At 69.5% G+C, this 26,289-nt stretch carries 25 protein-coding genes; 9 read left to right on the forward strand and 16 right to left on the reverse strand.

What is annotated here, in order from left to right; genetic code table 11:
• Positions 1-200 precede the first annotated feature (200 nt).
• On the reverse strand, positions 201-410 hold the full coding sequence (locus AC1D2E_RS27380) for a hypothetical protein (protein WP_478200307.1): 210 nt from the start codon (positions 408-410) through the stop codon (positions 201-203).
• 238 nt (positions 411-648) lie between these two features.
• On the opposite strand from AC1D2E_RS27380, the gene AC1D2E_RS27385 reads away from it, so the two are divergent.
• Entirely contained in the window at positions 649-2,736 is a 2,088-nt protein-coding gene (locus AC1D2E_RS27385; RefSeq protein ID WP_478200308.1) for a tetratricopeptide repeat protein, read from the forward strand.
• An 18-nt stretch (positions 2,737-2,754) separates the two neighbouring features.
• Here the strand turns inward: AC1D2E_RS27385 and AC1D2E_RS27390 are convergent, their stop codons facing one another.
• The 3 genes from AC1D2E_RS27390 to AC1D2E_RS27400 form a co-directional block, all read right to left on the reverse strand.
• Positions 2,755-3,267, reverse strand: a complete 513-nt coding sequence (locus AC1D2E_RS27390) for a hypothetical protein (protein WP_478200309.1) — start codon at positions 3,265-3,267, stop codon at positions 2,755-2,757.
• A 125-nt stretch (positions 3,268-3,392) separates the two neighbouring features.
• A complete protein-coding gene (locus AC1D2E_RS27395) occupies positions 3,393-4,226 on the reverse strand; it encodes a siderophore-interacting protein (protein WP_478200310.1) in 834 nt (277 codons plus the stop codon).
• A 4-nt stretch (positions 4,227-4,230) separates the two neighbouring features.
• Complete coding sequence (locus AC1D2E_RS27400) at positions 4,231-4,821, reverse strand: PadR family transcriptional regulator (protein ID WP_478200311.1); 591 nt, start codon at positions 4,819-4,821, stop codon at positions 4,231-4,233.
• A gap of 205 nt (positions 4,822-5,026) precedes the next feature.
• Here AC1D2E_RS27400 and AC1D2E_RS27405 point away from each other — a divergent pair, with 205 nt between their 5' ends.
• Entirely contained in the window at positions 5,027-5,248 is a 222-nt protein-coding gene (locus AC1D2E_RS27405; RefSeq protein WP_478200312.1) for a hypothetical protein, read from the forward strand.
• Between the two features lie 153 nt (positions 5,249-5,401).
• On the opposite strand, the gene AC1D2E_RS27410 is transcribed toward AC1D2E_RS27405, so the two are convergent.
• Genes AC1D2E_RS27410 through AC1D2E_RS27420 form a run of 3 tightly spaced genes read right to left on the reverse strand, consistent with a single transcriptional unit; the run spans position 5,402 to position 8,699 of the window.
• On the reverse strand, positions 5,402-6,718 hold the full coding sequence (locus tag AC1D2E_RS27410) for a sulfatase family protein (protein WP_478200313.1): 1,317 nt from the start codon (positions 6,716-6,718) through the stop codon (positions 5,402-5,404).
• Positions 6,719-6,723: 5 nt separating this feature from the next.
• Entirely contained in the window at positions 6,724-7,695 is a 972-nt protein-coding gene (locus AC1D2E_RS27415) for a Bug family tripartite tricarboxylate transporter substrate binding protein (protein ID WP_478200314.1), read from the reverse strand.
• A 23-nt stretch (positions 7,696-7,718) separates the two neighbouring features.
• Entirely contained in the window at positions 7,719-8,699 is a 981-nt protein-coding gene (locus tag AC1D2E_RS27420; RefSeq protein WP_478200315.1) for a Bug family tripartite tricarboxylate transporter substrate binding protein, read from the reverse strand.
• Positions 8,700-8,780: 81 nt separating this feature from the next.
• On the opposite strand from AC1D2E_RS27420, the gene AC1D2E_RS27425 reads away from it, so the two are divergent.
• A complete protein-coding gene (locus AC1D2E_RS27425; protein WP_478200316.1) occupies positions 8,781-9,272 on the forward strand; it encodes a MarR family winged helix-turn-helix transcriptional regulator in 492 nt (163 codons plus the stop codon).
• A gap of 4 nt (positions 9,273-9,276) precedes the next feature.
• Here AC1D2E_RS27425 and AC1D2E_RS27430 read toward each other — a convergent pair whose 3' ends face one another.
• The 3 genes from AC1D2E_RS27430 to AC1D2E_RS27440 are packed head-to-tail and all read right to left on the reverse strand — an operon-like array spanning position 9,277 to position 13,621.
• Complete coding sequence (locus AC1D2E_RS27430; RefSeq protein ID WP_478200317.1) at positions 9,277-10,353, reverse strand: mechanosensitive ion channel family protein; 1,077 nt, start codon at positions 10,351-10,353, stop codon at positions 9,277-9,279.
• The gene (locus tag AC1D2E_RS27435) at positions 10,350-12,593 is read right to left on the reverse strand and encodes an FUSC family protein (RefSeq protein ID WP_478200318.1); all 2,244 of its coding nucleotides are present in this window, start codon (positions 12,591-12,593) and stop codon (positions 10,350-10,352) included. The genes AC1D2E_RS27430 and AC1D2E_RS27435 overlap by 4 nt, the downstream gene beginning before the upstream one ends.
• A complete protein-coding gene (locus AC1D2E_RS27440; RefSeq protein WP_478200319.1) occupies positions 12,593-13,621 on the reverse strand; it encodes an inositol monophosphatase family protein in 1,029 nt (342 codons plus the stop codon). The genes AC1D2E_RS27435 and AC1D2E_RS27440 overlap by 1 nt, the downstream gene beginning before the upstream one ends.
• A 141-nt stretch (positions 13,622-13,762) precedes the next feature.
• On the opposite strand from AC1D2E_RS27440, the gene AC1D2E_RS27445 reads away from it, so the two are divergent.
• Together AC1D2E_RS27445 and cysE are read left to right on the forward strand one after the other, a co-directional pair.
• Positions 13,763-14,533: an RNA methyltransferase gene (locus AC1D2E_RS27445; RefSeq protein ID WP_478200320.1), complete on the forward strand. Its 771-nt coding sequence runs from the start codon at positions 13,763-13,765 to the stop codon at positions 14,531-14,533.
• A gap of 35 nt (positions 14,534-14,568) precedes the next feature.
• Positions 14,569-15,345 carry a serine O-acetyltransferase gene (gene cysE, locus AC1D2E_RS27450; protein WP_478176449.1) on the forward strand — a complete coding sequence of 259 codons (777 nt, stop codon included), beginning with the start codon at positions 14,569-14,571 and terminating at the stop codon, positions 15,343-15,345.
• A 109-nt stretch (positions 15,346-15,454) separates the two neighbouring features.
• Here cysE and AC1D2E_RS27455 read toward each other — a convergent pair whose 3' ends face one another.
• Entirely contained in the window at positions 15,455-17,149 is a 1,695-nt protein-coding gene (locus AC1D2E_RS27455; protein WP_478200321.1) for an electron transfer flavoprotein-ubiquinone oxidoreductase, read from the reverse strand.
• A gap of 118 nt (positions 17,150-17,267) precedes the next feature.
• Between AC1D2E_RS27455 and AC1D2E_RS27460 the strand changes: the two genes are divergently transcribed.
• A complete protein-coding gene (locus tag AC1D2E_RS27460; protein WP_478200322.1) occupies positions 17,268-18,050 on the forward strand; it encodes an SDR family oxidoreductase in 783 nt (260 codons plus the stop codon).
• Positions 18,051-18,104: 54 nt separating this feature from the next.
• On the opposite strand, the gene AC1D2E_RS27465 is transcribed toward AC1D2E_RS27460, so the two are convergent.
• Together AC1D2E_RS27465 and AC1D2E_RS27470 are read right to left on the reverse strand one after the other, a co-directional pair.
• On the reverse strand, positions 18,105-19,490 hold the full coding sequence (locus tag AC1D2E_RS27465) for a sensor histidine kinase (protein WP_478200323.1): 1,386 nt from the start codon (positions 19,488-19,490) through the stop codon (positions 18,105-18,107).
• Complete coding sequence (locus AC1D2E_RS27470; protein ID WP_478200324.1) at positions 19,487-20,164, reverse strand: winged helix-turn-helix domain-containing protein; 678 nt, start codon at positions 20,162-20,164, stop codon at positions 19,487-19,489. Before AC1D2E_RS27470 ends, AC1D2E_RS27465 begins: the two co-directional genes overlap by 4 nt.
• 123 nt (positions 20,165-20,287) lie before the next feature.
• Here AC1D2E_RS27470 and AC1D2E_RS27475 point away from each other — a divergent pair, with 123 nt between their 5' ends.
• Both AC1D2E_RS27475 and AC1D2E_RS27480 read left to right on the forward strand, forming a co-directional pair.
• Complete coding sequence (locus AC1D2E_RS27475) at positions 20,288-20,983, forward strand: phosphatase PAP2 family protein (RefSeq protein WP_478200325.1); 696 nt, start codon at positions 20,288-20,290, stop codon at positions 20,981-20,983.
• A 46-nt stretch (positions 20,984-21,029) separates the two neighbouring features.
• Complete coding sequence (locus AC1D2E_RS27480) at positions 21,030-22,847, forward strand: phosphoethanolamine transferase (RefSeq protein WP_478200326.1); 1,818 nt, start codon at positions 21,030-21,032, stop codon at positions 22,845-22,847.
• Here the strand turns inward: AC1D2E_RS27480 and AC1D2E_RS27485 are convergent.
• The 3 genes from AC1D2E_RS27485 to AC1D2E_RS27495 are packed head-to-tail and all read right to left on the reverse strand — an operon-like array spanning position 22,798 to position 25,566.
• Positions 22,798-23,376 carry a peroxidase-related enzyme gene (locus AC1D2E_RS27485; protein ID WP_478200327.1) on the reverse strand — a complete coding sequence of 193 codons (579 nt, stop codon included), beginning with the start codon at positions 23,374-23,376 and terminating at the stop codon, positions 22,798-22,800. The two genes, AC1D2E_RS27480 and AC1D2E_RS27485, sit on opposite strands and share 50 nt — an antisense overlap.
• Positions 23,377-23,416: 40 nt before the next feature.
• Positions 23,417-24,175, reverse strand: a complete 759-nt coding sequence (gene eutC, locus AC1D2E_RS27490; RefSeq protein WP_478200328.1) for an ethanolamine ammonia-lyase subunit EutC — start codon at positions 24,173-24,175, stop codon at positions 23,417-23,419.
• Positions 24,172-25,566 (reverse strand): ethanolamine ammonia-lyase subunit EutB, encoded by a 1,395-nt coding sequence (locus AC1D2E_RS27495; RefSeq protein ID WP_478200329.1) that lies wholly within the window; start codon positions 25,564-25,566, stop codon positions 24,172-24,174. The genes eutC and AC1D2E_RS27495 overlap by 4 nt, the downstream gene beginning before the upstream one ends.
• Positions 25,567-25,679: 113 nt before the next feature.
• Between AC1D2E_RS27495 and AC1D2E_RS27500 the strand changes: the two genes are divergently transcribed.
• Positions 25,680-26,090, forward strand: coding sequence for an FKBP-type peptidyl-prolyl cis-trans isomerase (locus AC1D2E_RS27500; protein WP_478200330.1), 411 nt, complete (start codon positions 25,680-25,682; stop codon positions 26,088-26,090).
• Positions 26,091-26,289: the final 199 nt, after the last annotated feature.

Here is a 26,289-nt window from a genome sequence, read left to right on the forward strand (position 1 = left end):
CCGCCACCAATTGACCGGCTTTCGGCGTTTGATCTAAAGAGCGCCCGGCGCTGATCTCCTGGCGCGCCGCTTCGGGGGCCAGGAGATCAGCCGCTGTGGGCCCGGAGCCGACTCTCGAACGAGATGTCGCTCGTGAAGAGATCCGAGGCCCTGAAGACGTGTTCACGGCCGGGCCGATTGCGACTGCGAACTAGCGCCCGTCAATCGGAAGCGCCCGGCGCCTTCATGTGCGCCACGATCGCCTCGAGCTGTTCCAGGTCGAACACGCCGTTCACGATCGCGGATCCGGTGTTGAGCACGTCCAGCTCCTTGATCGAGCCCTCTACCTTGGGCAGCGGGAATTCCTCGGCCACGCGGACCTCGTGGTTCCTGCGGGCGATGCGCTTCGGGTCGGGAGGCTTGCGGGGCATCGGAGGAGGATAGCGCCATCGTTGCAGCCAGCGCCAATGTCGGCGTAGCTTTCGGCCTCGTCCGCCGCAGGGTCGTCGTCGGCCTTGGCTCTGCGTGGTCCAGATTCCATCCTGGGAGACCTGTGGTTGTCTTGAAGGGGGACGGGGCCGCACAATGGCGCCGCCCGATGGGCGTCATTCAGGGTGGAAGGGCCGCCTCGCGCTGCGGCGGCCCGTTCCGTGTCTCTCGCAGCGCTGGATGCAGACGACGATGCAACTGGTGGCCCAGGCCGAACATCATTTCCGAACCGGGCAGATCGCCCAGGCGGAGAGCCTGCTGCGGCAGGCGGTCGAGCGCGATCCCCGCAATGGCCGGGCCTGCGAGCTCCTGGCCTACATCTGCGGCAATCGCCAGGAGTTCGCCGCCTGCGAGGATTTCCTGCAGCAGGCCGCCGCGCTGCCCTCTTGCTCCCCGGAGGCGCTGTTCTACCTGGGCCGGGTCCAGGCGCAGCGCGGCCGGGCGCGCGAGGCCATCGCTTCCTTCGGCCGTTCGCTCAAGCTGGCCGGCCCGTACTTCGAGGGACTGCACGAACTGGGCGTGGCGCACGGCGCGCTGTCGGAACACGAGCAGGCGCTCGATGCCTTTCGCCGCGCCGAGCGCCTGAATCCCCGCTCTCCCGAGCTGCAATCCAACCTGGCCGGCACGCTGGCCACCCTGCATCGCTTCGGCGCCGCCGTGCAGCACCATGAGCGCGCGCTGGTGCTCGATCCTGGGCGCGTGAACGACTGGAGCGATCGCGGCGCCGTGCTGACCGAACTCGGCCGCGGCGCCGAAGCGCTCGAAAGCTATCGTCGCGCGTTGTCGCTCGCCCCAGAGGACGTCACGGCCTGGATGAACCAGGCCATCACGCTGACCCTGCTCAAGCGGCCGGCCGAGGCGCTGGCGTGCTACGACCGGGTCGAACAGCTGGCGCCGCAAAGGGACTATCTGGCCGGCCACCGGCTGCACGCCGCGATGGCGGTGTGCCGGTGGGACGACTGGGCGCAGCAGGTGAGCCGGGTGGTGGCCCGGGTCGATGCCGGCGAAAAGGCGGCGACCCCCTTCACCCTGATGCCGGTGCCCGCCGGCCCCGCCACCCTGCTGCGCTCGGCCCGGATCTATGCGCAGGACCAGTGTCCGCCGCAGCCGGCGGTCGAGCGCGCCGTCGAGGCTCGAGATCCGGCCCGGCGCCTGCGGGTGGGCTACTTCTCGTCCGACTTCCGCAACCATCCGACGTCGCAGTTGATCGCCCGCGTGTTCGAATGCCATGACCGGAGCCGTTTCGAGACTTTCGGCTTCGCGCTCGGGTCGCATCCTCAGGACGCCGTTGGCGCGCGCGTCGCCGCGGCGCTCGAGCACTTCAGCAATGTCTCCGGGCGCAGCGACGCCGAGATCGCGGCGCTGGCGCGAGCCGCCGGCATCGACATCGCGGTGGATCTCAACGGCTTCACCGAGGGCTTCCGCTCCAACATCTTCGCCGGCCGCGCAGCACCGTTGCAGGTCAACTATCTCGGCTTTCCGGGATCGATGGGCTGCGACTTCATGGACTACATCCTGGCCGACGCGACCCTCATCCCCGAGGACGAGTTCTGCCACTACGCCGAAAAGGTGGTGTGGCTGCCGGACAGTTATTTCCCAAACGACGACACCAAGGCGATCGGCAGCGATCCGGGCAGCCGCGCCGAACTGGGCCTGCCACCGGACGCGCTGGTGTTCGCCTGCTTCAACAACATTCACAAGATCACGCCCGATGTGTTCGATGTCTGGATGCGCCTGCTGCGCGCCGTGCCCGGCAGCGTGCTGTGGCTGCTCAAGAGCAACGACGAATCCCAGCGCGCGCTCGGCGCCGAGGCCGCCCGGCGCGATGTCGATCCGCAGCGCATCGTCTGGGCCGCGCGCATGCCGCTGGCCGACCATCTGGCGCGCCACCGGCACGCGGACCTGTTCCTCGACACCTTCCACTACAACGCGCACACGACCTGCAGCGACGCGCTGTGGGGCGGCGTCCCGGTGTTGACGCTGGCCGGCGCCACCTTTCCGGCGCGTGTCGGCGCCAGCCTGCTGGCGGCGCTCGGGCTGCCCGAACTCGTGACCCGCAGCGTGGCGGCGTACGAAGGTCTCGCACTCGAACTGGCGACCTCGCCGGCCCGCCTGGCCGCGCTGCGCGAGCGGCTGCAGCATCAGCGGACGAACTCGCCGCTGTTCGATTCGGAGCGTTTCGCGCGTCGGCTCGAATCCGCCTTCGACGCGATGTGGCAGCGGCATCGCCAAGGCCTGGCGCCGGATCACATCCGGGTCGCGGGCTGAGCCGGGGACGAGAGCGCCTCAGGCCTGGCCGCGCCGCCGCCGGGCGACCCGCACGGCGTCGACCCAGGTGTCGATGTTGAAACGCTGGCCCGAATCGGCGATGCGGGCGGACGTGATGCGGTGGAGCGGCAGGCGCCGGGCGTCGCCGGGGAGTTCCCCGTGGCCGATGATGACCTTCTTCTGCAGGTCCAGATGGTCGACCTGCATCGTGCATTCGACCTTTCGGTCGTGGCCGTCGACGTAGCGGACCCGGATGCGTGGCGTTTCGTCGACGATCGCGTGTTCGCCCTTGCCCTGGATGAACCACTCGGGCAGGGTGTCGGGGACCGAGTCCCCCGAGGCACCGAGCCCGCCGCGCACGGTCGGGATCTCCAGCGGCACATGGCCCGAACGCACCCTTGCGGCTTCGATGCGCCGCTCCGCCTCGCGGCGCATCGCCATGCGCCGCCATGCCCACATGGCGCCGAAAAGCAGTAGCGCCCCGGTCAACACGGCAATCAAGTACTGCCAGTGTGCAGGTGCGGTGCTCATCTCTTGCCCCCTTGGTTCAATCGACGTCTAAGGCATAAGTACTCAGGGAAGGGGGATTTTCGAGCGCTGCCAGCCGACAGTCAAACGGCCGCGCGGCATAGCGCGTTTGGGGGGTGGACGCGCGCTCAGTCGTCGTGGGTGTCGTGGGTGGCGGCGGCGCCGCGGCGCCAGTAGCCGGCCGCCTTGACCCACTTCGGATGGGCGCCGCGTTTTCCCACCAGGTGGGCGCGGATCGCCTTGGCGGCGGTGGATTCGCAGGCCACCCAGGCGTGGAAATCGCCCTCGGGCAGTGTCAGCTGGCGCAGCGCGTCGAGCAGCGGCGAGCCGGTGCCGGGCTCTGTGCCGCGCCGATGCACCCACTGGAGGTCCAGCGATGCCTGCGTGTCGAAGGCGATTTCGTCGGCTTCGCCATCGACTTCAGCCAGCACCACGGCACGCGCGCCGACTGGCAGTTCGGCCAGGCGCCGCGAGATCGCCGGCAGGGCGGTGTCGTCGCCGATCAGCAGGTGCCAGTCGAAGGCGGTCGGGATGATGAAGGAGCCGCGGGGTCCGCCCACGCCGACCCTCTCGCCGGGACGGGCCGACTCGGCCCATTGCGTGGCCGGACCGGCATCGTGCAGCGCGAAGTCGATCTCGAGCGTGCCCGCGGCGGCGTCATGGCGGCGCGGCGTGTAGTCGCGCATCGCCGGCTTCGGGCCGGGCGGCCAGACCGGGCCTTCGGGCCCTGTCGTCGGTACCGTGAGTTGTCCGGTCACTGCGTCCGGGAAGAAGATCTTCGCGTGGTCGTCGAAGCCGGGGCTGTTGAAGCCCGCCAGTTCGTCACCGCCGAGCGTGATGCGGATCAGATGCGGTGTGATGCGCCGCACGGCCCGCACCTCGAGCTTGCGAAAGCGAAGTTCGTGGCGCACGCGGCGCGGCAGGCGGTCGGGGGTGGAGGAGGCGGTGGAGGTATCGGTCATGGGGTCAAACGCGTTCCAGTTGCTGGGCGGCGCTGTCGAGCACTGCGGCGAATTCGTGGGCTTGTTGTTCGGTGAGGGGCGCCGCCAGGCGCAGGCGCATCGCGAGCTTGAGGTTCTCGATGGCGCGGACCACCTGCGGCGGCCGGCCGGCGCGCGGGCCGGCACCGTCGACGCCGCCGGCCATGCGGGCCATCAACTCGTCGGTGGTCGCGCGGTTGGCGGCCAGGAATTCCAGGCCGCCCTCAGTGGCGCTGTAGCGCTTGCGCCCGCCGCCATCGGCGGCATCGACGCTGACATAGCCCAGTTCCTCGAGCAGCGTGAGGGTGGGGTAGACGATGCCCGGGCTCGGGCTGTAGCGGCCGCCGAGGCGCTCCTCGATGGCCTTGATCAGCTCGTAGCCGTGGCTCGGCTTGTCGGCGATCAGCTGCAGCAGCACGAAGCGCAGGCCGCCGTGGCCGAAGATCCGGCCGCCGCCACCCCCGCCACCACCGCCACGGCCGCCGCGGTGCTCGATCGCCCCGGCCCGTCCGCCGCCCAGCCCATCGCCGTGTTCGCCGCGCGGGTTGCCGTGTAAAAAGCTTCTGTGAGCTCGCATGGAATATCTTTCTGTTCGTTATCTGATTAGATAAAGATATATCTAAAGTACATCGGAGTCAAGTGGGCCGGTGCGGGCGCTGCAGGGGGTCGATCGCCGGTGGATCGCGGATTCCACGGTCAAGCGCGACGAAATGCCGTTCCTGCTGCGTGGTTATGGCGTCGCGGGGGCATGAGAACTAGGGTAAACCCTTAAAATTCAACGCATGACCGCTTCTACTGCCTATTTCCCCCGCAACCCCAAGTTCACCGACACCTTCGAGCGCGACTTGGCCAACGACGAAGCCAGCCACCTTGGCCGCAACGAGCCTTCGGTGTTCGCCCCGGCCCTGAAGCGCCTGCGTGCCGCCTTTTGGGCGCTGGTCCGCACGGTCCACTTCCTGCGCGCCTCGGCCCAGCGCCCCGCGCAGCCCCTGCAAGCCAGCTGACCCAGGCGGTACAAACGGCAAAGCCCGCTTCGGCGGGCTTTTTCACGGCCGGCGCAGCCCGGCCCGCTCGAACCGGCTCTGCCGGGCCGCTGGTGTTGCCCCCGGTAGGGGTGGGCGCCCCGACACGCAGTGCGGGGCAACCTGGGGGCGAGCCTATCTCCCCGGCATGTCCTTGATCGAGTAGCCAAGGCTCACGGTCGCATCCTCCGGAATCGGCGGCATCGTCGCATTCCAGGCCAGCCAGCCCTCGCGCATGGCGGCCAGGCGTTCCGGCTCCTTGCGCGCCAGGTTCGCCCGCTCGCGCTCGTCGGCCGGGATGTTGAACAGGTACTCGTTGCCGTCCACTTGCAGGTACTTCCAGTCGCCGTCGCGCAGCGCGCGCTGGCCGCGGTGGTTCATGCGCCAGTGCAGCGGCCGCGCGAAAGTCTTGCCCGGGTCGCGCAGCACCGGCAGCAGCGACACGCCGTCGAGCGGGTACCGAGGATCGGCCGGGACGCCGGCGGCGTCGAGCATCGTGGCCGACCAGTCCATCGTCATGCAATGCTGCTCGCTGACCGAGCCGGCGGCGATGCCCTGCGGCCAGTGTGCGATCCAGGGCACCCGGATCCCGCCTTCGGTCAGGTCCATCTTGCCGCCGACCAGCGGCCAGTTGTCGGAGAAGCGCTCGCCGCCGTTGTCGCTGGTGAACACCACCAGCGTGTTGTCGGCCATGCCGTGCTTCTCGAGCGCCGCCATGATCCAGCCGATGCCTTCGTCCATGTGGTGGATCATGCGGCGGTAGGTGTGGATGTTGCCGCCCGTGAGGTCGAACAAGTTGTCCTTCACCGCCGGCGCCTTGGCCGCGTCGTCGCGCGTTTCCCAGGGCCAGTGCGGCGCCGTGTAGTGCAGGCTCAGGAAGAAGGGCGCCTCCTGCTGCGCCATCCGTTCGACGTAGTCGGCCGCGCGGCGCGACAGCAGGTCGGTGAGGTAGCCCTCCTGCGGGCAGTCCTCCTCGCCCGACCAGAGGTCGTGCCGGCCGCTCGAATCGCAGTGCGTGAAGTAGTCGACGCCGCCCGACATCGGGCCGAAGAACTCCTCGTAGCCCGAACGCAGCGGACCGAAGGCAGGCGGATAGCCCAGGTGCCACTTGCCGACCAGCGCCGTGCGGTAGCCGGCGCCGAGCAGCAGCGAGGGCAGGGTCGGGTGATCGGTCGGCAGGCCGAGCGTGTTGCTGCCGCGGCTCTTGCTGTTGATCGGCTCCTCGGCGGCGCCGCGCAGCCGGTACTGGTAGCGTGCGGTGATCATCGCGAAGCGGGTCGGCGAGCACACCGGCGAGTTCGCGTAGCCCTGCGTGAAGCGGATGCCGTTCGCGGCCAGGCCGTCGAGCACCGGCGAGACCGGCCCGAAGGCCGCGTCGCGGCCGCCATAGCAGCCGAGGTCGGCATGGCCGAGGTCGTCGGCGACGATGAAGATGATGTTGGGTCGTTGCATGGTTTTCAGGGCTGGTAGCCGGACTTCTGCACCACCGGCGCCCACTGCGCGCGGTAGGCCTTGAGCATGGCCTCGGTCTGGGCCTGGGTGCTGACCACCGGCGTCATCAGCGTGTCCTTGAAGCGGCGCTGGGTGTCGGGGTCCTGCATGACTTCGCGGATCGCCTGCGAGAGGCGCGCGACCTTGTCCTTCGGCATGCTGGCCGGGGCGAAGAAGGTGTTCCAGCCGGTGGCGACCAGGTCGAGGCCGGCTTCTCTGAAGGTCGGGATCTCGGGCGCGAAGGCCGAGCGTTTCGCGCCCGACACCGCCAGGATGCGGATCTTGCCGGCCTGATGCTGCGGCAAGTCGACGTCGAAGGTGTCGAAGGCGATCGGCACCTGGCCGCCGATCAGGTCGGTCAGCAACGGGCCCGAGCCGCGGTAGCCCACGACCTCGGCCCGCACCTTGGCCTTCTCGCCCATCATGAGGCCGAAGAAGTGCGGCAGGCTGCCGGTCGCCGGCACGCCGAAGTTGGCCTTCTCGGGGTTGGCGCGCATCCAGGCCAGCAGGTGCGACAGCTCGCGCACCGGCACCGCGGTCGACACCGACAGCGCGAACTCGTAGTCATTGACGTGCGAGACCGGCACGAAGTCGCGCTCGGCGTCGTAGCCGTTGTCCTTGAAGACCAGCGGCGCAACCACCATCACGGCCGGGTTGGCGAGCATCAGCACGTTCTGGCCGGCCGGCGTGGCCTTGACCTGCTGCGCCGCCAGCCGGCCGCCGGCGCCGGGCTTGTTGTCGACCACCACCGGGACGCCCAGCTTGGCCTGCAGCTTGTCGCCGACGATGCGCGCCACGCGGTCGGTGGCGCCGCCGGCGGCATAGCCGACCACGATGCGCAGCGGGCCGCCCTCGAGCGTCTGGGCCTGGGCTCCCAGGGTGGCTGCGCCGAGGACGAGCGCGGCGGCGAGGCGGGGGATGAATCGACGAGAAAACATGGGGGCTCCGATGCGAGGAAAGGTCAGTCGTTGGCCTGGAAATTCACGGCCTTCATGATGCCGCCCCAGCGGGCGGTGTCCTCGCGCATTGTCTTCAACAGCGCCTCGGGGCCGTCGCCCACCGGGTACATGCCGTTCTGCATCAGTTGCTGGCGCACCTCGCGCGAATTGACGGCGCGGGTGAACTCGGCGCGCAGCCTGTCGACGATCGGCTGCGGCGTCTTCAATGGCGCGTAGTACGCGAACCAGGCGGTCGCGACCACGCCCTTGAGCCCGGCTTCGGTGAAGGTCGGCAGGTCGGGCATCAGCGGCGAGCGCTTCTCGCCGCTGGTGGCCAGCACCTTCACGCGGCCGGTGGGCAGCATCTGCAGCGCGCCGCCGACGGTGTCGAAGTACACCGGGATGGTGCCGCCCATGAGGTCCTGCCGCGCCGGCGTCGAGCCGCGGTAGGGCACGTGGACCATCTGCAGGCCGGCGGCGCGATTGAGCATCTCGCCGAGGAAGTGGGAGGGCGTGCCGGCGCCGTAGGAAGCGAAGCTCAGCTTGTCGCCCTGCGCCTTGGCCCAGGCCAGGAATTCGGGCAGCGTGTTGGCGGGCACGTCCTTGCCGACCACCAGCGCCAGCTCGAAGCGGGCCGCGTTGATGATCGGCACGAAGTCCTTGATCGGGTCGTAGGAGAGCTTGCGGTAGGCGCCCGGGAACATGGTCATCATGCTGGCCGTGCCCAGCAGCAGCGTGCGGCCGTCGGGCGCCGCGGTCTTCACCGCCTCGACCGCGATGCGGCCGGCGGCGCCGGACCGGTTGTCGATGATCAGCGGGCCGAGCGAGTCGCGCACTTCATGCGCGATGGCGCGCGTGAGCACGTCCTGGGTGCCGCCGGCCGGGACGCCGATCAGCACCTTGATGGGCTGGCCCGGCGTGTAGGCCTGGGCGCGCGCCAGCGGCGACAGCGCGAGGCCGCCGAGGGCCGCCAGGACGTGGCGGCGGTCGATTCCGTGGTGCATAGGGTCTTGTCTCCTTTGGATTGACTTTAGAGTCGCGGCATTCGATTGATCAAATCAACCATTCCAAGGACTTACCACTAGATGAGCGCGCCACGCCGACCCCTGGACGACCTGCTGCTGTACCGCCTGTCGCGCCTGCTCGCGGTCGGCGGCAGCATGGTCATCCGCTTGTGCGAGGGGCGCTTCGGCATCACGCGGCGCGAGTGGCGGCTGATCGCCACGCTGGCCAGCCGCGGCGAACTGAGTTCCTCGCAACTGGCCGAGCATGCGCAGCTCGATCGGGCGCGGACCTCGAAGGCAGTGGGCTCGATGGTGGCCAAGGGGCTGCTGTCGCGCGAGCATCCGGCCGGTGATCGGCGCCAGGTGCTGCTGGGGCTCACGGCGCGCGGGCAGACCTTGTACGACGAATTGTTCCCGCTGGTGACGCAGATCAATGGCGAACTGGTGGGGGCGCTGGATGCCGAATCGGTGGCCCGGCTGGACGATGCGCTGCGGCTGCTGCAGGCACGCGCCGAGCGCATGGCCGCCGAAGCCGTGCTGCCCAAGGCCGACCGCGGGCGGCGCGGCGCTTGACTGTTCAGGGCTGCGCCGTCTCCGCTGCCGCGGCCGCCCGCCCGCCGTCGCCCTCGATCCGCATCCGCGGCAGGAACTGCGGGTACTCGCGCTGCATGAATTCGATCAGCCCCTCGCGCACCGTGCAGCGCAGGTCGAAGGCCAGCGCCGACGAGGCCGCGGTGCACAGCACGCGGATCTGCATCGTGCGCTCGGTGGCATCGGTGACCCGCAGGTTGAAGAAGCGGCCGTCCCATTCGGGCGCCGCCTTGACGATGCGCTCGACCTCGGCGCGCAGCGGCGCCAGCGGCATGCCGTAGTCGGCGTAGACGAAGACCGAGCCGAGCAGCTGCGAGTCGTGCCGGGTCCAGTTCTGGAACGGCTTCTCGATGAAGTAGGTGAGCGGCAGGATCAGCCGGCGGTCGTCCCAGATCCGCAGCACCACGAAGGTTCCGGTGATCTCCTCGACCCGCCCCCACTCGCCTTCGACCACCAGCACGTCGTCGATCCGGATCGGCTGCGCCAGCGCGATCTGCAGCCCGGCGATCAGATTGCTGAACACCGGCTTGGCCGCCAGGCCGGCGACGATGCCGATCACGCCGGCCGAGGCCAGCAGGCTGGCGCCGACCTGGCGCGCGCCCGGGAAGGTCATCAGCATCAGCGCGGCGCCCGCCACCAGCAGCACCGAATTGGCGGTGCGGGCCAGCACCCGCGTCTGGGTCAGGATACGGCGCGCCTGCAGGTTGTCGCGCACGTCCGAGGGGTGCTGCCTGACCATGCCGTCGGCGAAGCCGTTGATCGCCTGCGCCGCGAGCCAGGTCGCTGCCGCGATCAGCAGCAGGCCATTGAGGTGGCGGACGTTGCCGATGAAGCGCAGGTCTTCGGGTGCGGCCTGCCAGACCAGCTGCAGTGCGATCAGCGGCAGCACGAAGCGCGCCGGCCGCTTGATCGCCAGCAGCGTCGCGTGGAGCGTCGGCACCGAGCGTGTGACGCGGTCGAGCACCAGCGCGGCCACCCGGTGCGCCAGCAGTGCCAGCGGCAGCGCGAGCAGCGCGGCGAGCAGGGGGGCCGACCACGGGTAGGCGAGCAGGTTCAGGATCATCGGGCGGTCTGGGGGCTGTCTTGCCTGGCTTCCGCAAGCGGCTGCAGGATGCGTGCCGCGTCGTCGCGCAGCTGCGCCGCGATGCCCGTGGCCATGTCGAGCCGGCGCAGCAGCCAGGGCGTGATGTCGTTGTCGAAGGGGTCGGGCAACGGGATCGGGCCGGACAGCGTGGTGGCAGGCGCGCCCTCGGGCATCACCGGGCCGCTGGTGGGCGCGGCGCCGATGGCGGCCTCGATGCGCTGGGCCGTGCGCGCCAGCGGGCCTTCGATCTCGGCCGGCGTCAGGCGGTCGCGCCGCAGCACCAGCATCGACTTCACCGCGCTCAGCTGGGCCAGCAACTGGTAGCTGTGGGCCTGCAGGTGTTCCAGCGGTTCGAGCGGCGGGCGCACGGCACGCGGCTCCGACAGCGAGCGCTGCGTCGCCTGCACCAGGGCCGAGAGGCTGTCGTAGGCCTCGCGGCGGGCCAGCCGCCATTCGAGCTCGGGGCTGACGCCGACCGAGCGCAGCTGGCCCAGCCCGAGCGCGAGCCGCGCATGGCGGGCCTGGGCTTTCAGCACCCGCGCCACCAGCGACGGGATCTGGCCGCGCTCCCAGGACGGCAGCACGTAGCAGAAGGCCCAGGCCAGCGCGGCGCCGATCAGGGTGTCGGCGACGCGCTCGAACAGCGCGAAGGTGGTGCTCATGCCGGTGTTCAGCATGTGGGCCTGGACCAGTCCCAGCACCGTGGCGGCGACCGAAGTGATCAGGTAGCGCCGCACCGCGAAGCCGTGGGCGATCGCCTGCGCCAGCGTCATCGCGGCCAGCAGGCCCAGCGGGGTGGGGTGCGCCGCCAGCAGGGCGACCGCGAAGACGCAGCCCAGCAAGGTGCCGGCGACGCGGCTGTTGCGCCGCTCCAGCGTCTGCGACAGGCTGCCGCGCAGCACCACCACGATGGTCAGCAGGATCCAGTAGTCGTGCGAGCCCCAGGGCAGGGCGAGCGCGATGCCGTAGCCGGCGGCGATCGCCAGCGCGGCGCGGATCGCGTGGCGCAGGGGCGGCGCGTCCCAGCGCCAGAGCGTGAGGAAAGGCCGCAGCGACCATTCGGTCGGGCTGACGAACATCTGCCAGCTGGCCCGGACCACCGCCAGGTCGGGCTCGCGGTCGCCGCGGGCCAGGGCCGACAGGCGCAGCACTTCGTCGTTGATGTGGCCGATGCGGCTGGCCAGCCCGCGCGCCAGCATCGCCGGCGTCGGGCCGGTGTAGCCGCGCGCAGGCGCGGCCTCCTCGTCGAGGTGGATCGCGGTCAGTTCGGGGCGGCGGTCGGGCACCGTCCCGGGCCGGCGCCCGAGCAGCAGGGCGTCGGCCAGCGCGGCGGTGTCGCCGGCCAGGGCTTCGAGGATGCGCCGCATCTCGACCAGCGCCGCCGCATGGCCCGGGTGGGCCTTGAGCGCATCGAGGTCGAGTTCGCTGGCCAGCAGCAGGTCGCGCAGCTCGAGCACCGTCATCAGCATGCCGGCGAGCCGCTGGCGGGAGGGGGTGCGCGGCGATTCGAGCACGATGTCGCGGGCCGCCTGCAGCTGGTCGGCCAGCGCCGCCTGCTGGCCCAGCAGCAGGCCGAGCAGCGAGGCCGGCACCTCGCGGACATCGCCGGATTCATCGAGCGGCGTGAACTGGCGCGCCTCGGTGCGCATCAGCGCCGCCAGCGACAGCAGCAGGTCGGCCATCACCTGCACCCGGTAGCGGGCGTTGAGCGCCAGGTTGGCGAGCACCGCGTAGATCACGTAGAGCCCGGCGCCGAGGCCGAAATGCAGCGTGCGCTGCACCGCTTCGGCCATGTCGGCGGGCTTCTGCGTGGCCATCGAGAAGATCATCGAGAACATCACCGCGATTGCGATCGGGATGCCTCGCTTGCCCCAGGCCATCGCCAGGAAGGCCAGGAAGGTGGCCGGCACCAGCACCAGGCCGAGCTGGAGGGGGGCCGCGTGCAGCAGCTGCACGAGGAAGAACAGCGGCAGCCCGATCAGCGGCGCCGGCAGCATCTGCAGCAGCTTGCCGCGGCGCGGAGCGGGCAGGTCGGGCGGCGCCGTGACGATCACGCCGACCGAGGCGGCCGACGCCGCGAGCGTGCCCAGCACCAGGTGCACGCCGCCGGAGATCAGCAGCAGCCCGAGCGCCACCGAGACACCGTTGGCGATGTAGTGCCCCAGCGCCACGCGCATCGCGGCGCGGCTGCGGACGGCGGCCGCGCGCTGCGCCTCCATCACTTGGCGGCGGCGTCGCCCTCGGCGGGCGTCACGGGGGCCTCGCGGCGGATCCGCGTGAGCTTGCGTGGCGCCGGCGGCGCGTCGGCCGCGGGCTCGTCGCCGGCGGGGGGCGTCGGCGCGGCCTCGATCGTGCTGCGGGCGTAGGTGTCGCCGGCGTGCGCCGACGGATCGACCGCGCGGATGCGGTCGCTGGCGCGCAGCTTGTCGTCGATGCCCGCGAACTTGGAGTACTTGGCCAGGAGCGGCACCAGTTGGCCGTAGATGCGGGGCGCGCCGGCCAGGCACTCGCGCTGGTCGAGGAACTCGGGTTCGCCGGTGAAGTTGCCGATCAGGCCGCCGGCTTCGGTGACCAGCAGCGAACCGGCCGCCACGTCCCAGATGTTGAGGCCGGTCTCGAAGAAGCCGTCGGTGAAGCCGGCCGCGACATAGGCCAGGTCGAGCGCCGCGGCGCCCGGGCGGCGCAGGCCGGCCATGCGCGGCATCAGGTCGGCCATGATCGCCAGGTACTGCTTGAAGTTGTCGCCGGTGCGGAACGGGAAGCCGGTCGAGACCAGGCATTCGTTCAGGCGGGTTCGCTTGCTGACGCGCAGGCGCCGGTCGTTCATGTAGGCGCCGCGGCCCTTGGTGGCGGTGAACAGGTCGTTGCGGCTCGGGTCGTAGATGACCGCCTGCTCGACCTTGCCGCGGACCGCCAGCGCGATCGACACGCAATAGACCGGGAAGCCGTGGATGAAGTTGGTGGTGCCGTCGAGCGGATCGATGATCCAGACGAATTCCGAATCCCTGGCGCCGTGCTCGGTGCCCGATTCCTCGGCCAGGATGCCGTGCCCCGGGTAGGCGGTGAGCAGCGTCTCGATGATCGCGCGCTCGCTCGCATGATCGACTTCGGTGACGAAGTCGTTCACCTGCTTTTGCGAAATGCGCACCGCTTCGACGTCGAGCGCGGCGCGATTGATGATGGCGCCGGCGGCGCGGGCGGCCTTGACGGCCACGTTGAGCATGGGGTGCAGGTTGGGGGACGACATGAATTGTGAGAAGAACGGAAAAGGGACGATCGGTTGATGCGGCGGCCCCCTGGAAAGCGGCCCGGCGATGCGGGCGGCGAGAATCGGGGGATTTTACCGGCTCCGCGAAGCCGGCGTCCCGAACCCTTGGCCGAGCCTCCCATGCGTACCCGTTTCATCCTGATCCAGACCAGCCATGCCGGCAATGTCGGCGCCGCCGCCCGCGCCATGAAGACCATGGGCTTCGGCGACCTGGTCCTGGTGGCCCCGCGCTGGGCCAACGTGCTGCGGCGCGAGGAAACCATCCAGCGCGCCAGCGGGGCGCTCGACGTGCTCAACAACGCCCGCATCGTCGACACGCTGGACGAGGCGYTCGACGGCGTCACTCACCTGTGCGCCACCGCGATGATCCCGCGCGACTTCGGCCCGCCGACGCGGACGCCGCGCGAGCACCTCGAACCGCTCGCCAGCGGCGAGACGCAGCATGTCGCCTTCCTGTTCGGCTMGGAGCGCTTCGGGATGCGCAACGAGGATGTCTACCGCTGCAATGTCGCGCTCAGCATCCCCACCGACCCGACTTTCGGCTCGCTGAACCTGGGCGCCGCGATCCAGGTGATCGCCTACGAATGGCGGCTGGCCCTGGGCGGCTACGCGGTGCGCGACGCCACGCCGGCGCCGGCCGCGGCCGACGCCAAGGCGGTGGCCGGCATGCTCGACCACTGGGAGCGTTCGCTGGTCGACATCGGCTTCCTCGACCCCGGCGCGCCCAAGAAGCTGATGCCGCGGCTGCAGCAGCTCTTCAACCGGGCCCAGCCGACGCCCGAGGAGATCCACATCCTGCGCGGCATCGCCAAGGCGATGGCGGAAGCGGCGCATGGGGCCCCGGGCGGGCCGAAAACCCCATCCGCCGTGCGCGAAGAGCCGCGGCCTTAGACTGCCGATCCGAACTCCATATAACGACAACAAGCATGTTCTCGCGGCTGCGTTCCGACATCCAGTGCATCCTCGATCGCGACCCGGCGGCCCGCACGCGCTGGGAGGTGCTGACCCTCTATCCCGGCCTGCATGCCGTGGCGCTGCACCGGCTTGCGCACTGGTGCTGGGTCCACGGCCTCAAGTGGTTCGGCCGCTTCATTTCCCAGGCCTCGCGCTGGCTGACCGGCATCGAGATCCACCCCGGGGCGATCGTCGGCGACCGCGTCTTCTTCGACCATGCGATGGGCGTGGTGGTCGGCGAGACGGCCGAGATCGGCGACGGCTGCACCATCTACCAGGGCGTGACCCTGGGCGGCACCTCGCTCTACAAGGGTGCCAAGCGGCACCCGACGCTGGGCAGGAACGTGGTGGTCAGTGCCGGCGCCAAGGTGCTGGGCGGCTTCGTGGTCGGCGACGGCGCCAAGATCGGCAGCAATGCGGTGGTGATCAAGCCGGTGCCGCCCGGCGCCACGGCTGTCGGCATCCCGGCCCGGATCATCCCGTCCAAGACCGGCGAGAGCGCCGACCTGGCCAGCCCGGCCGCCCCCAAGTTCTCGGCCTACGGCATCACGCTGGAGGACGACCCGCTGAGCCAGGCCATGAAGGGCCTGATCGACAGCGCCTCGAGCCAGGACCACCAGATCGCGCTGCTCTGGAAGGCGATCGAGTCGCTGTCGGCGCAGCCCGGCAAGAAGGATTGCGTGCCGGGCGATGCGGCGAAGGACGAGTCCTTCGAGGCCGAACGGCTGACGCAACTGATCGGCAAATAGGTTCAACGCCGCTGGCGTGGGGGCTCAGGCCGGCGCCGGGCCGCCCCAAGGCGGCCTGCGGCCCCCTCGGGGGGCAGCGACCCACACGAAGTGGGGGAGCGTGGGGGTCTTACATCCCGACGTAGTTCGGGCCGCCGCCGCCTTCTGGCGTGACCCAGACGATGTTCTGCGTCGGGTCCTTGATGTCGCAGGTCTTGCAGTGCACGCAGTTCTGGGCGTTGATCTGCAGCCTTTCCTTGCCCTCGGCGTCCGGCACGAACTCGTACACGCCGGCCGGGCAGTAGCGGCTCTCGGGGCCGGCGTACTCGGGCAGGTTGATGGTGGTCGGCACCGCGGCGTTCTTGAGCGTCAGGTGCGCCGGCTGGTTCTCCTCGTGGTTGGTGTTGCTGATGAACACCGAGGAGAGCCGGTCGAAGGTGAGCTTGCCGTCGGGCTTGGGGTAGGCGATCTTCTTGCACGCGGCTGCCGGCTTGAGCCGCTCGTGGTCGGGCTGGTGGCGGTGCACGGTCCACGGGATGTGGCCGCGCAGCACCAGCTGCTCGATGCCGGTCATCACGGTGCCGACCGCCAGGCCCTTCTTGAACCATTGCTTGAAATTGCGCGCCTTGTTGAGCTCGGTGTGCAGCCAGCTCTTCTCGAAGGCGGCCGGATAGGCCGTGAGCTCGTCGTGCTGGCGGCCGGCCATCACCGCTTCGTAGGCGGCTTCGGCGGCCAGCATGCCGGTCTTGATGGCGGCGTGGCTGCCCTTGATGCGGCTGGCGTTGAGGTAGCCGGCCTCGCAGCCGACCAGCGCGCCGCCCGGAAACACGGTCTTGGGCAGCGACAGCAGCCCGCCCGCGGTGATCGCGCGGGCGCCGTAGCTGAGCCGCTTGGGCGCCTTCAGGCCCTTGTCCTGGCCCTCGAGGTACCAGCGGATGTTGGGGTGCGTCTTGAAACGCTGGAACTCCTCGAACGGGCTCATGTACGGGTTCTGATAGTCCAGGCCGACGACATAGCCGATGATCAGCTGGTTGTTCTCGGCGTGGTACAGGAACGAGCCGCCATAGGTGTCCGAAGGCAGCGGCCAGCCGGCCGTGTGCACCGCCAGGCCCGGCTCGTGGCGTGCCGGGTCGATTTCCCACAGCTCCTTGATGCCGATGCCGTAGCTTTGCGGGTCCTTGCCGTCGTCGAGCTTGTACTTGGCGATCAGCTGGCGGCCCAGGTGGCCGCGCGCGCCTTCGGCAAAGATCGTGTACTTGGCGTGCAGCTCCATGCCGAGCTGGAAGTTCTCGGTCGGCTCGCCGTCCTTGCCGATGCCGAGGTTGCCCGTGGCGACGCCGCGGACCTTGCCGTCGTCGGTGTAGAGCACCTCCGCGGCCGGAAAGCCGGGGAAGATCTCGACGCCGAGCCCTTCGGCCTGCTGCGCCAGCCAGCGCACCACGTTGCCCAGGCTGACGATGTAGTTGCCTTCGTTGTGGAAGTTCTTGGGCAGCATGAAGTTCGGCGTCCGGGTGGCGCCGGTCTCGGTCATCATCAGGAAGGTGTCGCGCGTGACCGGCTGGTTCAGCGGTGCGCCGAGCTCTTCCCAGTCGGGCAGCAGTTCGTACAGCGCGCGCGGATCCATGATCGCGCCCGACAGGATGTGGGCGCCGGGTTCCGAGCCCTTTTCGAGCACGACGACCGAGATGTCCTTGCCGTGCGAAGCGGCCAGCTGCTTCAGGCGGATGGCGGTCGCGAGGCCGCCCGGGCCTGCGCCGACCACGACCACGTCGTATTCCATGGCTTCGCGGGGGCCGAACTGGGCGAGTATTTCGTCATGCGTCATGTGGGTCTCGTCGATAATGATTTGAAGGTGCGAGGCACCGCGGCGGGCCGGGCCATTTTATGCGTCGCCTGCATGCCTTGAGGGGCGTCGCCTCGGAGACTCCAACCGGACCTTTTTCATGGCTTACAGCATCGATCTTTCCGGCCGCGTGGCTTTCGTCACCGGCGCATCGAGTGGCCTCGGCGCCCAGTTCGCCAAGACGCTCGCCCGGGCCGGTGCCGCGGTGGTACTGGCCAGCCGCAACACCGACAAGCTCAAGGAACTGCGCGCCCGCATCGAAGGCGAGGGCGGCGATGCCCATGTGGTCGAGCTCGACGTCACCGACCTCGGCAGCATCAAGGCCGCAGTGGCGCGCGCCGAGACCGAGGTCGGGCCGATCGACGTGCTGGTCAACAACTCCGGCGTGAGCAACACCCGCCGGCTGCAGGATGTGTCGGTCGACGACTACGACTTCATCTTCGACACCAACGTCAAGGGCTCCTTCTTCGTCGCCCAGGAGGTCGGCAAGCGCATGCTGGCCCGCGCCCAGGGGGCGGCGCCGGGCACCTACGTCGGCGGGCGCATCATCAACATCGCCTCGGTGGCGGCGCTCAAGGTGCTGCCGCAGATCGGCGTCTACTGCATGAGCAAGGCGGCGCTGGTGCAGATGACCAAGGCCATGGCGCTCGAGTGGGGCCGCTTCGGCATCAACGTCAATGCGCTGTGTCCCGGCTACATCGCCACCGAGCTCAACGAGGAGCACTGGGTCACGGACGGCGGCCAGAAGCTGGTCGGCATGCTGCCGCGCAAGCGTGTCGGCAAGCCCGAAGACCTCGACGGGCTGATCGTGCTGCTGGCCAGCGGCCAGAGCCATTTCGTCAACGGCGCCGTGATCGCGGCCGACGACGGGTTCGCGCTCTGACGCCACGGAGGGTCGGCGGCATCGCGGCCGGGCTGGCGGCGGGCGAGTAGCGGGTCACGGCCTGGCTTCTCCAGCCCGACGCAGCACGATGCGCGCCTCGAAGCCGCTGGCTGCACCTGGCGGCGGCGAAGCGAGGTCGAGCCGGGCGCCGAGCTTTTCGACGATGGCGCCGACGATCGACAGCCCGAGGCCGTAGCCCGCGCGGTCGGAAGAGTGGCGCACATGGCGGTGCTGCAAGGTGCTCAACTGAGCCGCGTCGACTCCGGGCCCGAAGTCGCGGACCGCCAGCGTGCAGGGCGCCATCACCTCGATCACGACGCGGCCGCGCCCATACCGCAGGCCGTTCTCGACCAGGTTGCGCAGCGCGATCGCAAGCGCATCGACGTCGCCGAGCGCGATCGGAGGCTCGCTGTCCGGGACCTTGAGCGACAGGCGTTCGTTGACCCGCGGGTCCTGCCAGAACTCCTGCGCCACCGTGCCGGCCAGCTGGACCAGATCGATCGGCGCCCGTGTCAGCGAGGCGCCGGATTCGGCCCGCGACAGCTGCAGCAGCTTCTCGGTGCGGTGGCCGAGCATCTGCAGCGCATCGAATGCGGCCTGCACGTCCTCGCGCTTCAGATCGTGCTCGAGGGCGGTCTGCAACCTCAGGCGTGCGGCGGCGAGCGGTGTGCGCAGTTCGTGCGCCGCGTTCGAGGCCAGCGCGCGCTCGACGTCCAGCGATTGAGACAGCCGCTCCAGCAGCTGGTTGACGTGGTCGCCCACCGAACGCAGCTCCTTCGGCAGGCCTGGCAGCCGGATCGGGCGCAGGTCGACGCCGCTGCGCTGCTCGATCTCGCCGGCCAGCTGCTGCAGCGCCCGCAGTTCCTTGCGGGCCACGTTGCGCAGCACCAGGGCCAGCAGCGGCAGCACGGCACCCAGCGGGATGATGAGGCCGAAGAGGGTCCGGTTGAGCGCGGTGCGGCGCTCGTCCAGCGGATCGGCGACCTGGAAGAACAGTTCGCGCGTGGGATGCCGCAACGTGTAGACGCGCCACGGATCGGCGTTGGCGAACCCGGGCGCCAACGGCACGTCGAAGGCGTTGACCGGCGCCTCGGCCGAGCGCAGCAGCACGCGCTCGTGCAGGTTGACCACCTGGTAGATCACGGCGTCGGTCGGATACAACTGCGGCGGCGCGATCAGCGGAGGCGGCGCGGCGGGGTTCTCGCGCTGCAGCCTGTCGAGCTCCTGCACCGCCATGTCGAACATCCGGTGCGAAACCTCGATCAGCTCGCTGTCGAAGTTGTGGTTGATCTCGCGGTCCACGTACCAGGCGACGCCGAGCACGCACAGCAGCCAGACGCCGCCGACCCACAGGATCAGCGTTCGCGTGAGGCGGCCTGCGAGCGAATCGCGCCGGCCCGTTGGCTTGACGCCGATCTGCTGCAGCAGCCCGGGTTTCATTCGTCCTCTTCGTCCGGCGCGAACGAGAGCCGGTAGCCGAGGCCGCGCACAGTCTGGATGTACTTGCGTCCCAGCTTGCGCCGAAGGCGGCTGATGAAGACTTCCAGCGTGTTGCTGTCGGCCTCGTCGCCGAAGCCGTAGAGCGCATCGGCCAGGTTCTCGCGGGTGTGGATGCGCTCGGGGCGGGTGGCCATGACGCGCAGCAAGGCCCACTCCTTCTGGGTCAGCGTGACCGGAAAGCCGTCCTTTCGGACCAGGTCGTGCGCGATGTCGATCTCCAGCGTACCGAGTTTCAGCACCGGCGCGCTGCTGGTGCTGCGCCGGCGTTCGACCGCGCGCAGCCGTGCCAGCAGTTCGGCCGGGTCGTAGGGCTTGATCAGGTAGTCGTCGGCGCCGGCGTCGAGGCCGCGGATACGGTCGGTCACCTGGTCGCGGGCGGTCAGCACGATCACGATCGGACGTTCGCGCAGGGCGCGGATGGTCGGCAGCAGGGAGAGGCCGTCGCCGTCGCCCAGGTGCAGGTCGAGCAGCACGGCCGCGTACTGCACGGCGGCCAGCGCGGCGTGCGCTTGCGCGAGGCCCGGCGCCACGTCGACCACGAAGGCCTTGGCCGCGAGATAGCCGCAGACGGCGTCTGCCAGGGCGACGTCGTCCTCGACCAGCAATATGCGCACGGGGCGGTCCTTTCCAAAAGGAAGGAGTCTAGATGCTGTGAAGGACTCGCCCTGGGCAGTCCTTCATAGCATCTCGTGCGAGCTTCAGGCTGGGTTCATGCGGGCGTCCTAAGCTTGCTCCGCATGATTCGCTCTGCTGCTTCCCGTCCGCTCGCCCTGACCCTGCTCGCCCTGATCCTTCTGCTCCTCTGGGACGCCAGCGGCCTCGACCTCGTGCTGGCCAGGATGGCGGGCACGCCGACGGGTTTTCCCCTTCGCGACGACGGGTTCCTGGTCAATGTGATGCATGAGGGCGCCAAGTCGCTGAGCTGGGTGCTGGTGATCGGGCTCTTCGCGGCGATCTGGTGGCCGGTCGGCGTCCTGCGCCGGCTGGGCCGGGTCGAGCGCATCCAGCTCGCCGTGACGACGCTGGCTTGCGTCACCGTCATCTCGCTGTTCAAGTACACCAGCAAGACCAGCTGCCCGTGGGACCTCCAGGCCTTCGGCGGCGCGGCCCGGCATGTGTCGCATTGGGCATGGGGTGTGGGCGACGGCGGCCCGGGCAAGTGCTTTCCGGCGGGCCATGCCTCGGCCGCCTTCGCCTACCTCGGCGGCTACCTGGTGTTTCGCCGAACTTCGCCGGGTGTGGCGCGCATCTGGTTCGCCTGCGCACTGGTCGCGGGGCTGGCGCTGGGCCTTTCGCAGCAGCTTCGCGGTGCGCACTACATGAGCCATACGCTGTGGACCGCATGGTTGTGCTGGGTCACCGCCTTCGCGATCGATTCGCTGGTGCATGGGCGCACGGGCCGGCCCGCCTTGCCGAAGCTGAACGAAAGCTGACTTCGACATTCAGGGGGATTTCACTCCCGCTGTCTAGTCTCGTGGGATGCTTGGTGCTCCTTCGCGATCGACTTCCCTTCCCAGCCGGATTCCCCGTCCAGATCCCTCGTTTCGCGACGCGCCCGATGCCAAGCCCGGCACTCCTTGGGGCGCCATCGACGGCTGGCTGTCACGCCCGCGCTCGGCGCGCCAGGTCATCATCTGGCTGAGCCTCTATCTCGGCCTTGCCGCCAATTGGCCCCTGTGGGCGGAGCTTGCCCGCATCGGCGGCGCGCCGAGCGTCTACCTGGTCTCGATCGCATCGGTGCTGCTGCTCACGGTGTGCGGCACCGTGGCGCTGCTGTCGTTCACAGCCTGGTCTCGCTGGATGAAGCCGGTCTGGTTCGGTGTCGTCGTGCTCGCGGCGGTGGTCCAGCACTACATGCTGAGCTATCACGTGGTGATGGATCCCACCATGCTGGCCAACGCGATGCAGACCGACGCCAACGAAGTGCGCGACCTCATGAACTGGCGCCTCGCGCTGAACGTGCTGTGGATCAGCGCGCTGCCGGCCTGGGCGCTCTGGCGCGTGCGGCTGAAGCCCCAGCCCCTGCTTTCGCAGGCCTGGCGCAATGGCGCGCTGCTGTTCGTCGTGGCGGCGATGGCCGCCGGCGGCGCGATGGCGATGAACCGGCAGTTGGCGCCGCTGATGCGCAACAACGCCCACCTGCGCTACATGATGAACCCGCCGGCGAGCCTCTATTCCACCGGCGCCGCCGCGCTGCGGCCGATCTTCAACCGGAGTCGCAAGCTGATCCCGATCACGGGCGGCGCTGCGCTGGGCGCCAGCTACGCGGGCCAGGCGAGGCCGCCGCTGTTCGTGCTGGTGGTCGGTGAAACGGCGCGCGCCGACCACTTCGGGCTCAACGGCTATGCGCGCGACACCACGCCGCAGCTTGCGGCGCGGCAGGTGCTGAGCTACCGCGACGTCCATTCCTGCGGCACCAACACGCTGGACTCGGTGCCATGCATGTTCTCGCCGCTGAGCAAGATCGCCTTCGAGGCGCGCAAGGACGACTACGAGAACCTGATGGATGTGCTGCAGGCTTCCGGCCTGGCGGTGTTCTGGCTCGACAACCAGGCCGGCGGCTGCAAGGGCGTGTGCGACCGCATTCCCCATGCCTCGGCCTTCGATCCGCTGGACGAAGCCGTCAAGAGCGCGCTGTGCGAGGGCGACGAGTGCCTCGACGACGTCCTGCTCAAGGGCCTGGACAGGCGCCTGGCCGCCTTGCCCGCCGAGCGCCGCGCCGAGGGCGTAGTGCTGGTGATGCACCAGATGGGAAGCCACGGGCCGTCGTACTTCAAGCGCTCCTCACCCGATGTGAAGCGCTTTCTGCCCGAGTGCAAGAGCAACGCGCTGGCCGAGTGCAGCCACTCCGAATTGCTCAACGGCTACGACAACTCGATCGCCTACACCGACCGCTTTCTCGGCAAGACCATCGATTGGCTCGAGGCGCAGTCCAGGCGCTTCGATCCGGCGCTGCTCTACCTGAGCGACCATGGCGAATCGCTGGGCGAGTACGGCCTGTTCCTGCACGGCGTGCCCTACGGCTTCGCACCCGAGGTGCAGAAGCACGTGCCGATGGTGACCTGGTTCAGCGACGGCATGAAGGCCCGGCGCCATCTCTCCACGGCCTGCATGGAGGCGGGGCTGGACACGCCGCTCACGCACGACAACCTCTATCACACGGTGCTCGGCGTGATGGACGTCGCGACGCCGACCTACCAGCCTGCGCTCGACGCCCTGGCCTCGTGCCGCGGGCACGACGCGGTCGCTACTTCTTCTCGCGCGGCAGCCGCCCCATCAGGAAGAACTCCGGGTTAGGCTGCATTCCGCTGAAGCTCGCCAGCCGGTTCGAGAGGCCGAAGAAGGAGGTGATGGCGGCGATGTCCCAGATGTCCTCGTCGTCGAAGCCGTGGGCATGCAGCGGCGCGAAGTCGCTGTCGTCGATCTCGTGCGAACGCTCGCAGACTTTCATCGCGAACTCGAGCATCGCCCGCTGGCGCGGCGTGATGTCGGCCTTGCGCCAGTTGACCGCCACCTGGTCGGCCACCAGCGGCTTCTTCTCGTAGATGCGCAACAGGGCGCCGTGCGCCACCACGCAATAGAGGCACTTGTTGATCGCGCTGGTGGCGGTGACGATCATCTCGCGGTCGCCCTTGGTGAGCGAGCCTTCGTCCTTCAGCATCAGCGCGTCGTGATACGCGAAGAAGGCGCGCCACTCGGCCGGGCGGCGCGCGAGGCCGAGGAACACGTTGGGCACGAAGCCGGCCTTCTCCTGCACCGCGAGCACCGCGGCGYGAATGTCGTCGGGCAGGTCCTTGAGTTCGGCCAGGGGGTAGCGATCGGTCATCGAGGTCTCCTTTATTCCTTGGTGTCGGGTACCGGCCCGATCATAGGGAATGGGGCAGATGGAGTTCGCTGTCGTCCTTCAGCGCGACACCCGTCAGGCCGCGGCGCAGGGCCTCGCGCAGCAGCCAGGCCAGCTTGAAGGCGGCGGTGGCGTACGGCAGGCCTTCGGGCCGCACGTTCGAGATGCAGTTGCGTTCGGCGTCGTGGCGGCCGCGCCGCGGCGCATGGGTGATGTAGATCCCCAGGCTGTCGGGCGAACTCAGGCCCGGCCGCTCGCCGATCAGCATGATCGCCAGGCGCGCCCCGAAGGCCTCGCCGACCTCGTCCGCCAGGGCGACGCGCGCCTGCGTCGCGATCACCACGGGCGCCAGCGACAGGTCGGGCGGCAGGTGCTGGCGCAGTGCCGCCAGCAGCGGTGCGGCATGGCGGGCCACCGCCAGCGAGGACAGGCCGTCGCCGACCACGATGCACAGGTCGACGGGCGCGTGCGCATCGGCGCGCAGCCGCTGGGCGTCGGCGGCGTCGAGCTGCCGGCCGAGGTCGGGTCGCCGCAGGTAGGCGGTGCGGTCGGGCGCGCGGCTGCGGGCCTGTGCGACCTCCCAGCCGCCGTCGCGCAGCGTGGCCGCGAGCGACGGCACGTCGAGCGCCGCATGAATGGCGTCGCGTGCCATCGCATGCGCCCAGCCGAAGCGCAGCACTTCGTCGGTCGGCATGCCGGCGCCGGCGCGGCCGAGCGCCAGGCGCGCGGGCGTCGACCGGCGCCAGTCGCCCCAGGGGCTGGCGGTGACGATGTCCTTCATCGAGCCAGCGCCGTCAAGGCGCCCATGTCGGCCAGCAGGCGGTTGCCCGCAGGCGGCTGCAGCCGGCCCGCGCGGTCGCTGATCTGCATGCGCTGCAGCCAGGCCTCGAATTCGGGAGCGCGCTTCAGGCCCAGCGTTTCGCGCAGGAACAGCGCATCGTGGAAGGAAGTGCTCTGGTAGTTGAGCATCACGTCGTCGGCGCCCGGCACGCCCATGATGAAGTTGATGCCGGCCGTGCCGAGCAGCACCAGCAGCGTGTCCATGTCGTCCTGGTCGGCCTCGGCGTGGTTGGTGTAGCAGATGTCGCAGCCGATCGGCAGGCCCAGCAGCTTGCCGCAGAAGTGATCCTCGAGGCCGGCGCGGATGATCTGCTTGCCGTCGTAGAGGTACTCGGGTCCGATGAAGCCGACCACGGTGTTGATCAGCAGCGGCTGGTAGCGGCGCGCCAGCGCATAGGCGCGTGCCTCGCAGGTCTGCTGGTCGACGCCGAAATTGGCGTTGGCCGACAGCGCGCTGCCCTGGCCGGTCTCGAAGTACATGCAGTTGCGGCCCACGGTGCCGCGGTTCAGGGCCTGCGCGGCCGCATGGGCCTCGTCGAGCAGTTCGGGCGTGACGCCGAAGGAGAGGTTGGTCTTCTCGGTGCCGCCGATGGATTGGAACACCAGGTCGATCGGTGCCCCGGATTCGGCCAGCTTCAAGGTGTTGGTGACATGGGTCAGGACGCAGCTTTGCGTCGGGATCTCGAAGCGCTGGATCACCTCGTCGAGCAGGCGCAGCAGTTCGCCCAGCACCGGCATGCTGTCGGAGACCGGGTTGAGCCCGATCACCGCATCGCCGGCGCCCATCAGCAGGCCGTCGAGCGTCGAGGCCGCGACGCCGCGCAGGTCGTCGGTCGGGTGGTTGGGCTGCAGCCGGACCGCGAGATGGCCGGGCAGGCCGATGGTGTCCCTGAAGCGCGTGACGACGCTGCACTTGCGCGCCACCGCGACCAGGTCCTGGTTGCGCATGAGCTTCGAGGCCGCGGCCGCCATCTCGGGCGTGAGGCCGGGCGCCAGCGCGGTCAGCGTCGCGGTGTCGGCGTGCTCGGACAGCAGCCAGTTGCGGAAGTCGCCGACCGTCAGGTGGGACACCGGTGCGAAGGCCGTGGCGTCGTGGCTGTCGATGATCAGGCGCGTGATGTTGTCCGTTTCGTAGGGGATCAGCGCCTCGGTCAGGAACTGTTTCAGCGGGGTCTCGGCCAGCACGTGGCGCGCCGCCATGCGCTGCTGGGCGGTGGCCGCGCCGATCTCCGCCAGGTAGTCGCCCGAGCGCGCCGGGCTGGCGCAGGCCATGACCTGCTTCAGGTCGTCGAAGTCGAAAACCTGCGAATCGATCGTGGTGCGGTAGCGCATGGTGAGAGAGCGAGGTATCGGTGAGGCGTTGGCAAGGTTGTGCAAGAGCGGTGCCAGGCCGGCGCCGACCCGGCAATAATGAGCCCGTTTTTTCATTCAACCAAGGGTTTGCCGTGCGATCAGTTCTTTGTGCCGCCGTTGTTTCGTTGTTCGTCCTGCCGAGCGCCTTCGCGCAATCGGCGCCGGTCACCAAGCCCAGCGGCCTGGTGTTCCAGTCGCTGGTCGACGGCAAGGGCGCCTCGCCGGCTGCCACCGACGTGGTCAAGGTGCACTACCGCGGCACCTTTCCTGCCGACGGCAAGGAATTCGACAGCTCCTACAAGCGCGGCGAGCCGACCGAATTCCCGCTCAACGGCGTGATCCCGTGCTGGACCGAAGGCGTGCAACTGATGAAGGTCGGCGGCAAGGCCAAGCTGACCTGCCCGCCAGCGATCGCCTACGGCACGCGCGGGGCGGGCGGGGTGATTCCGCCGAATGCAACGCTGAACTTCGAGATCGAGTTGATTGCGGTGAAGGGGAAGTAGTTCGGGGGCTTTTCAGGGCGGCGGGGCGGCGCGGCGGCGCGCGGTAGCGGCGTGCGGCGATGGCGGGCGGTATGCCCTGGGCCGGCCGACGTCACCGGCCGCTTCGCGGCTTCCCTGCGCTGCTCGCGGTACGCGGGGTCTCGCTCAAACTCGCCTTCGGCTCAAACAGTCGCGAGCCCTGATCCGCGCACCGCTGCGC

This window comes from Variovorax sp. P1_H2 (genome assembly GCF_056405295.1).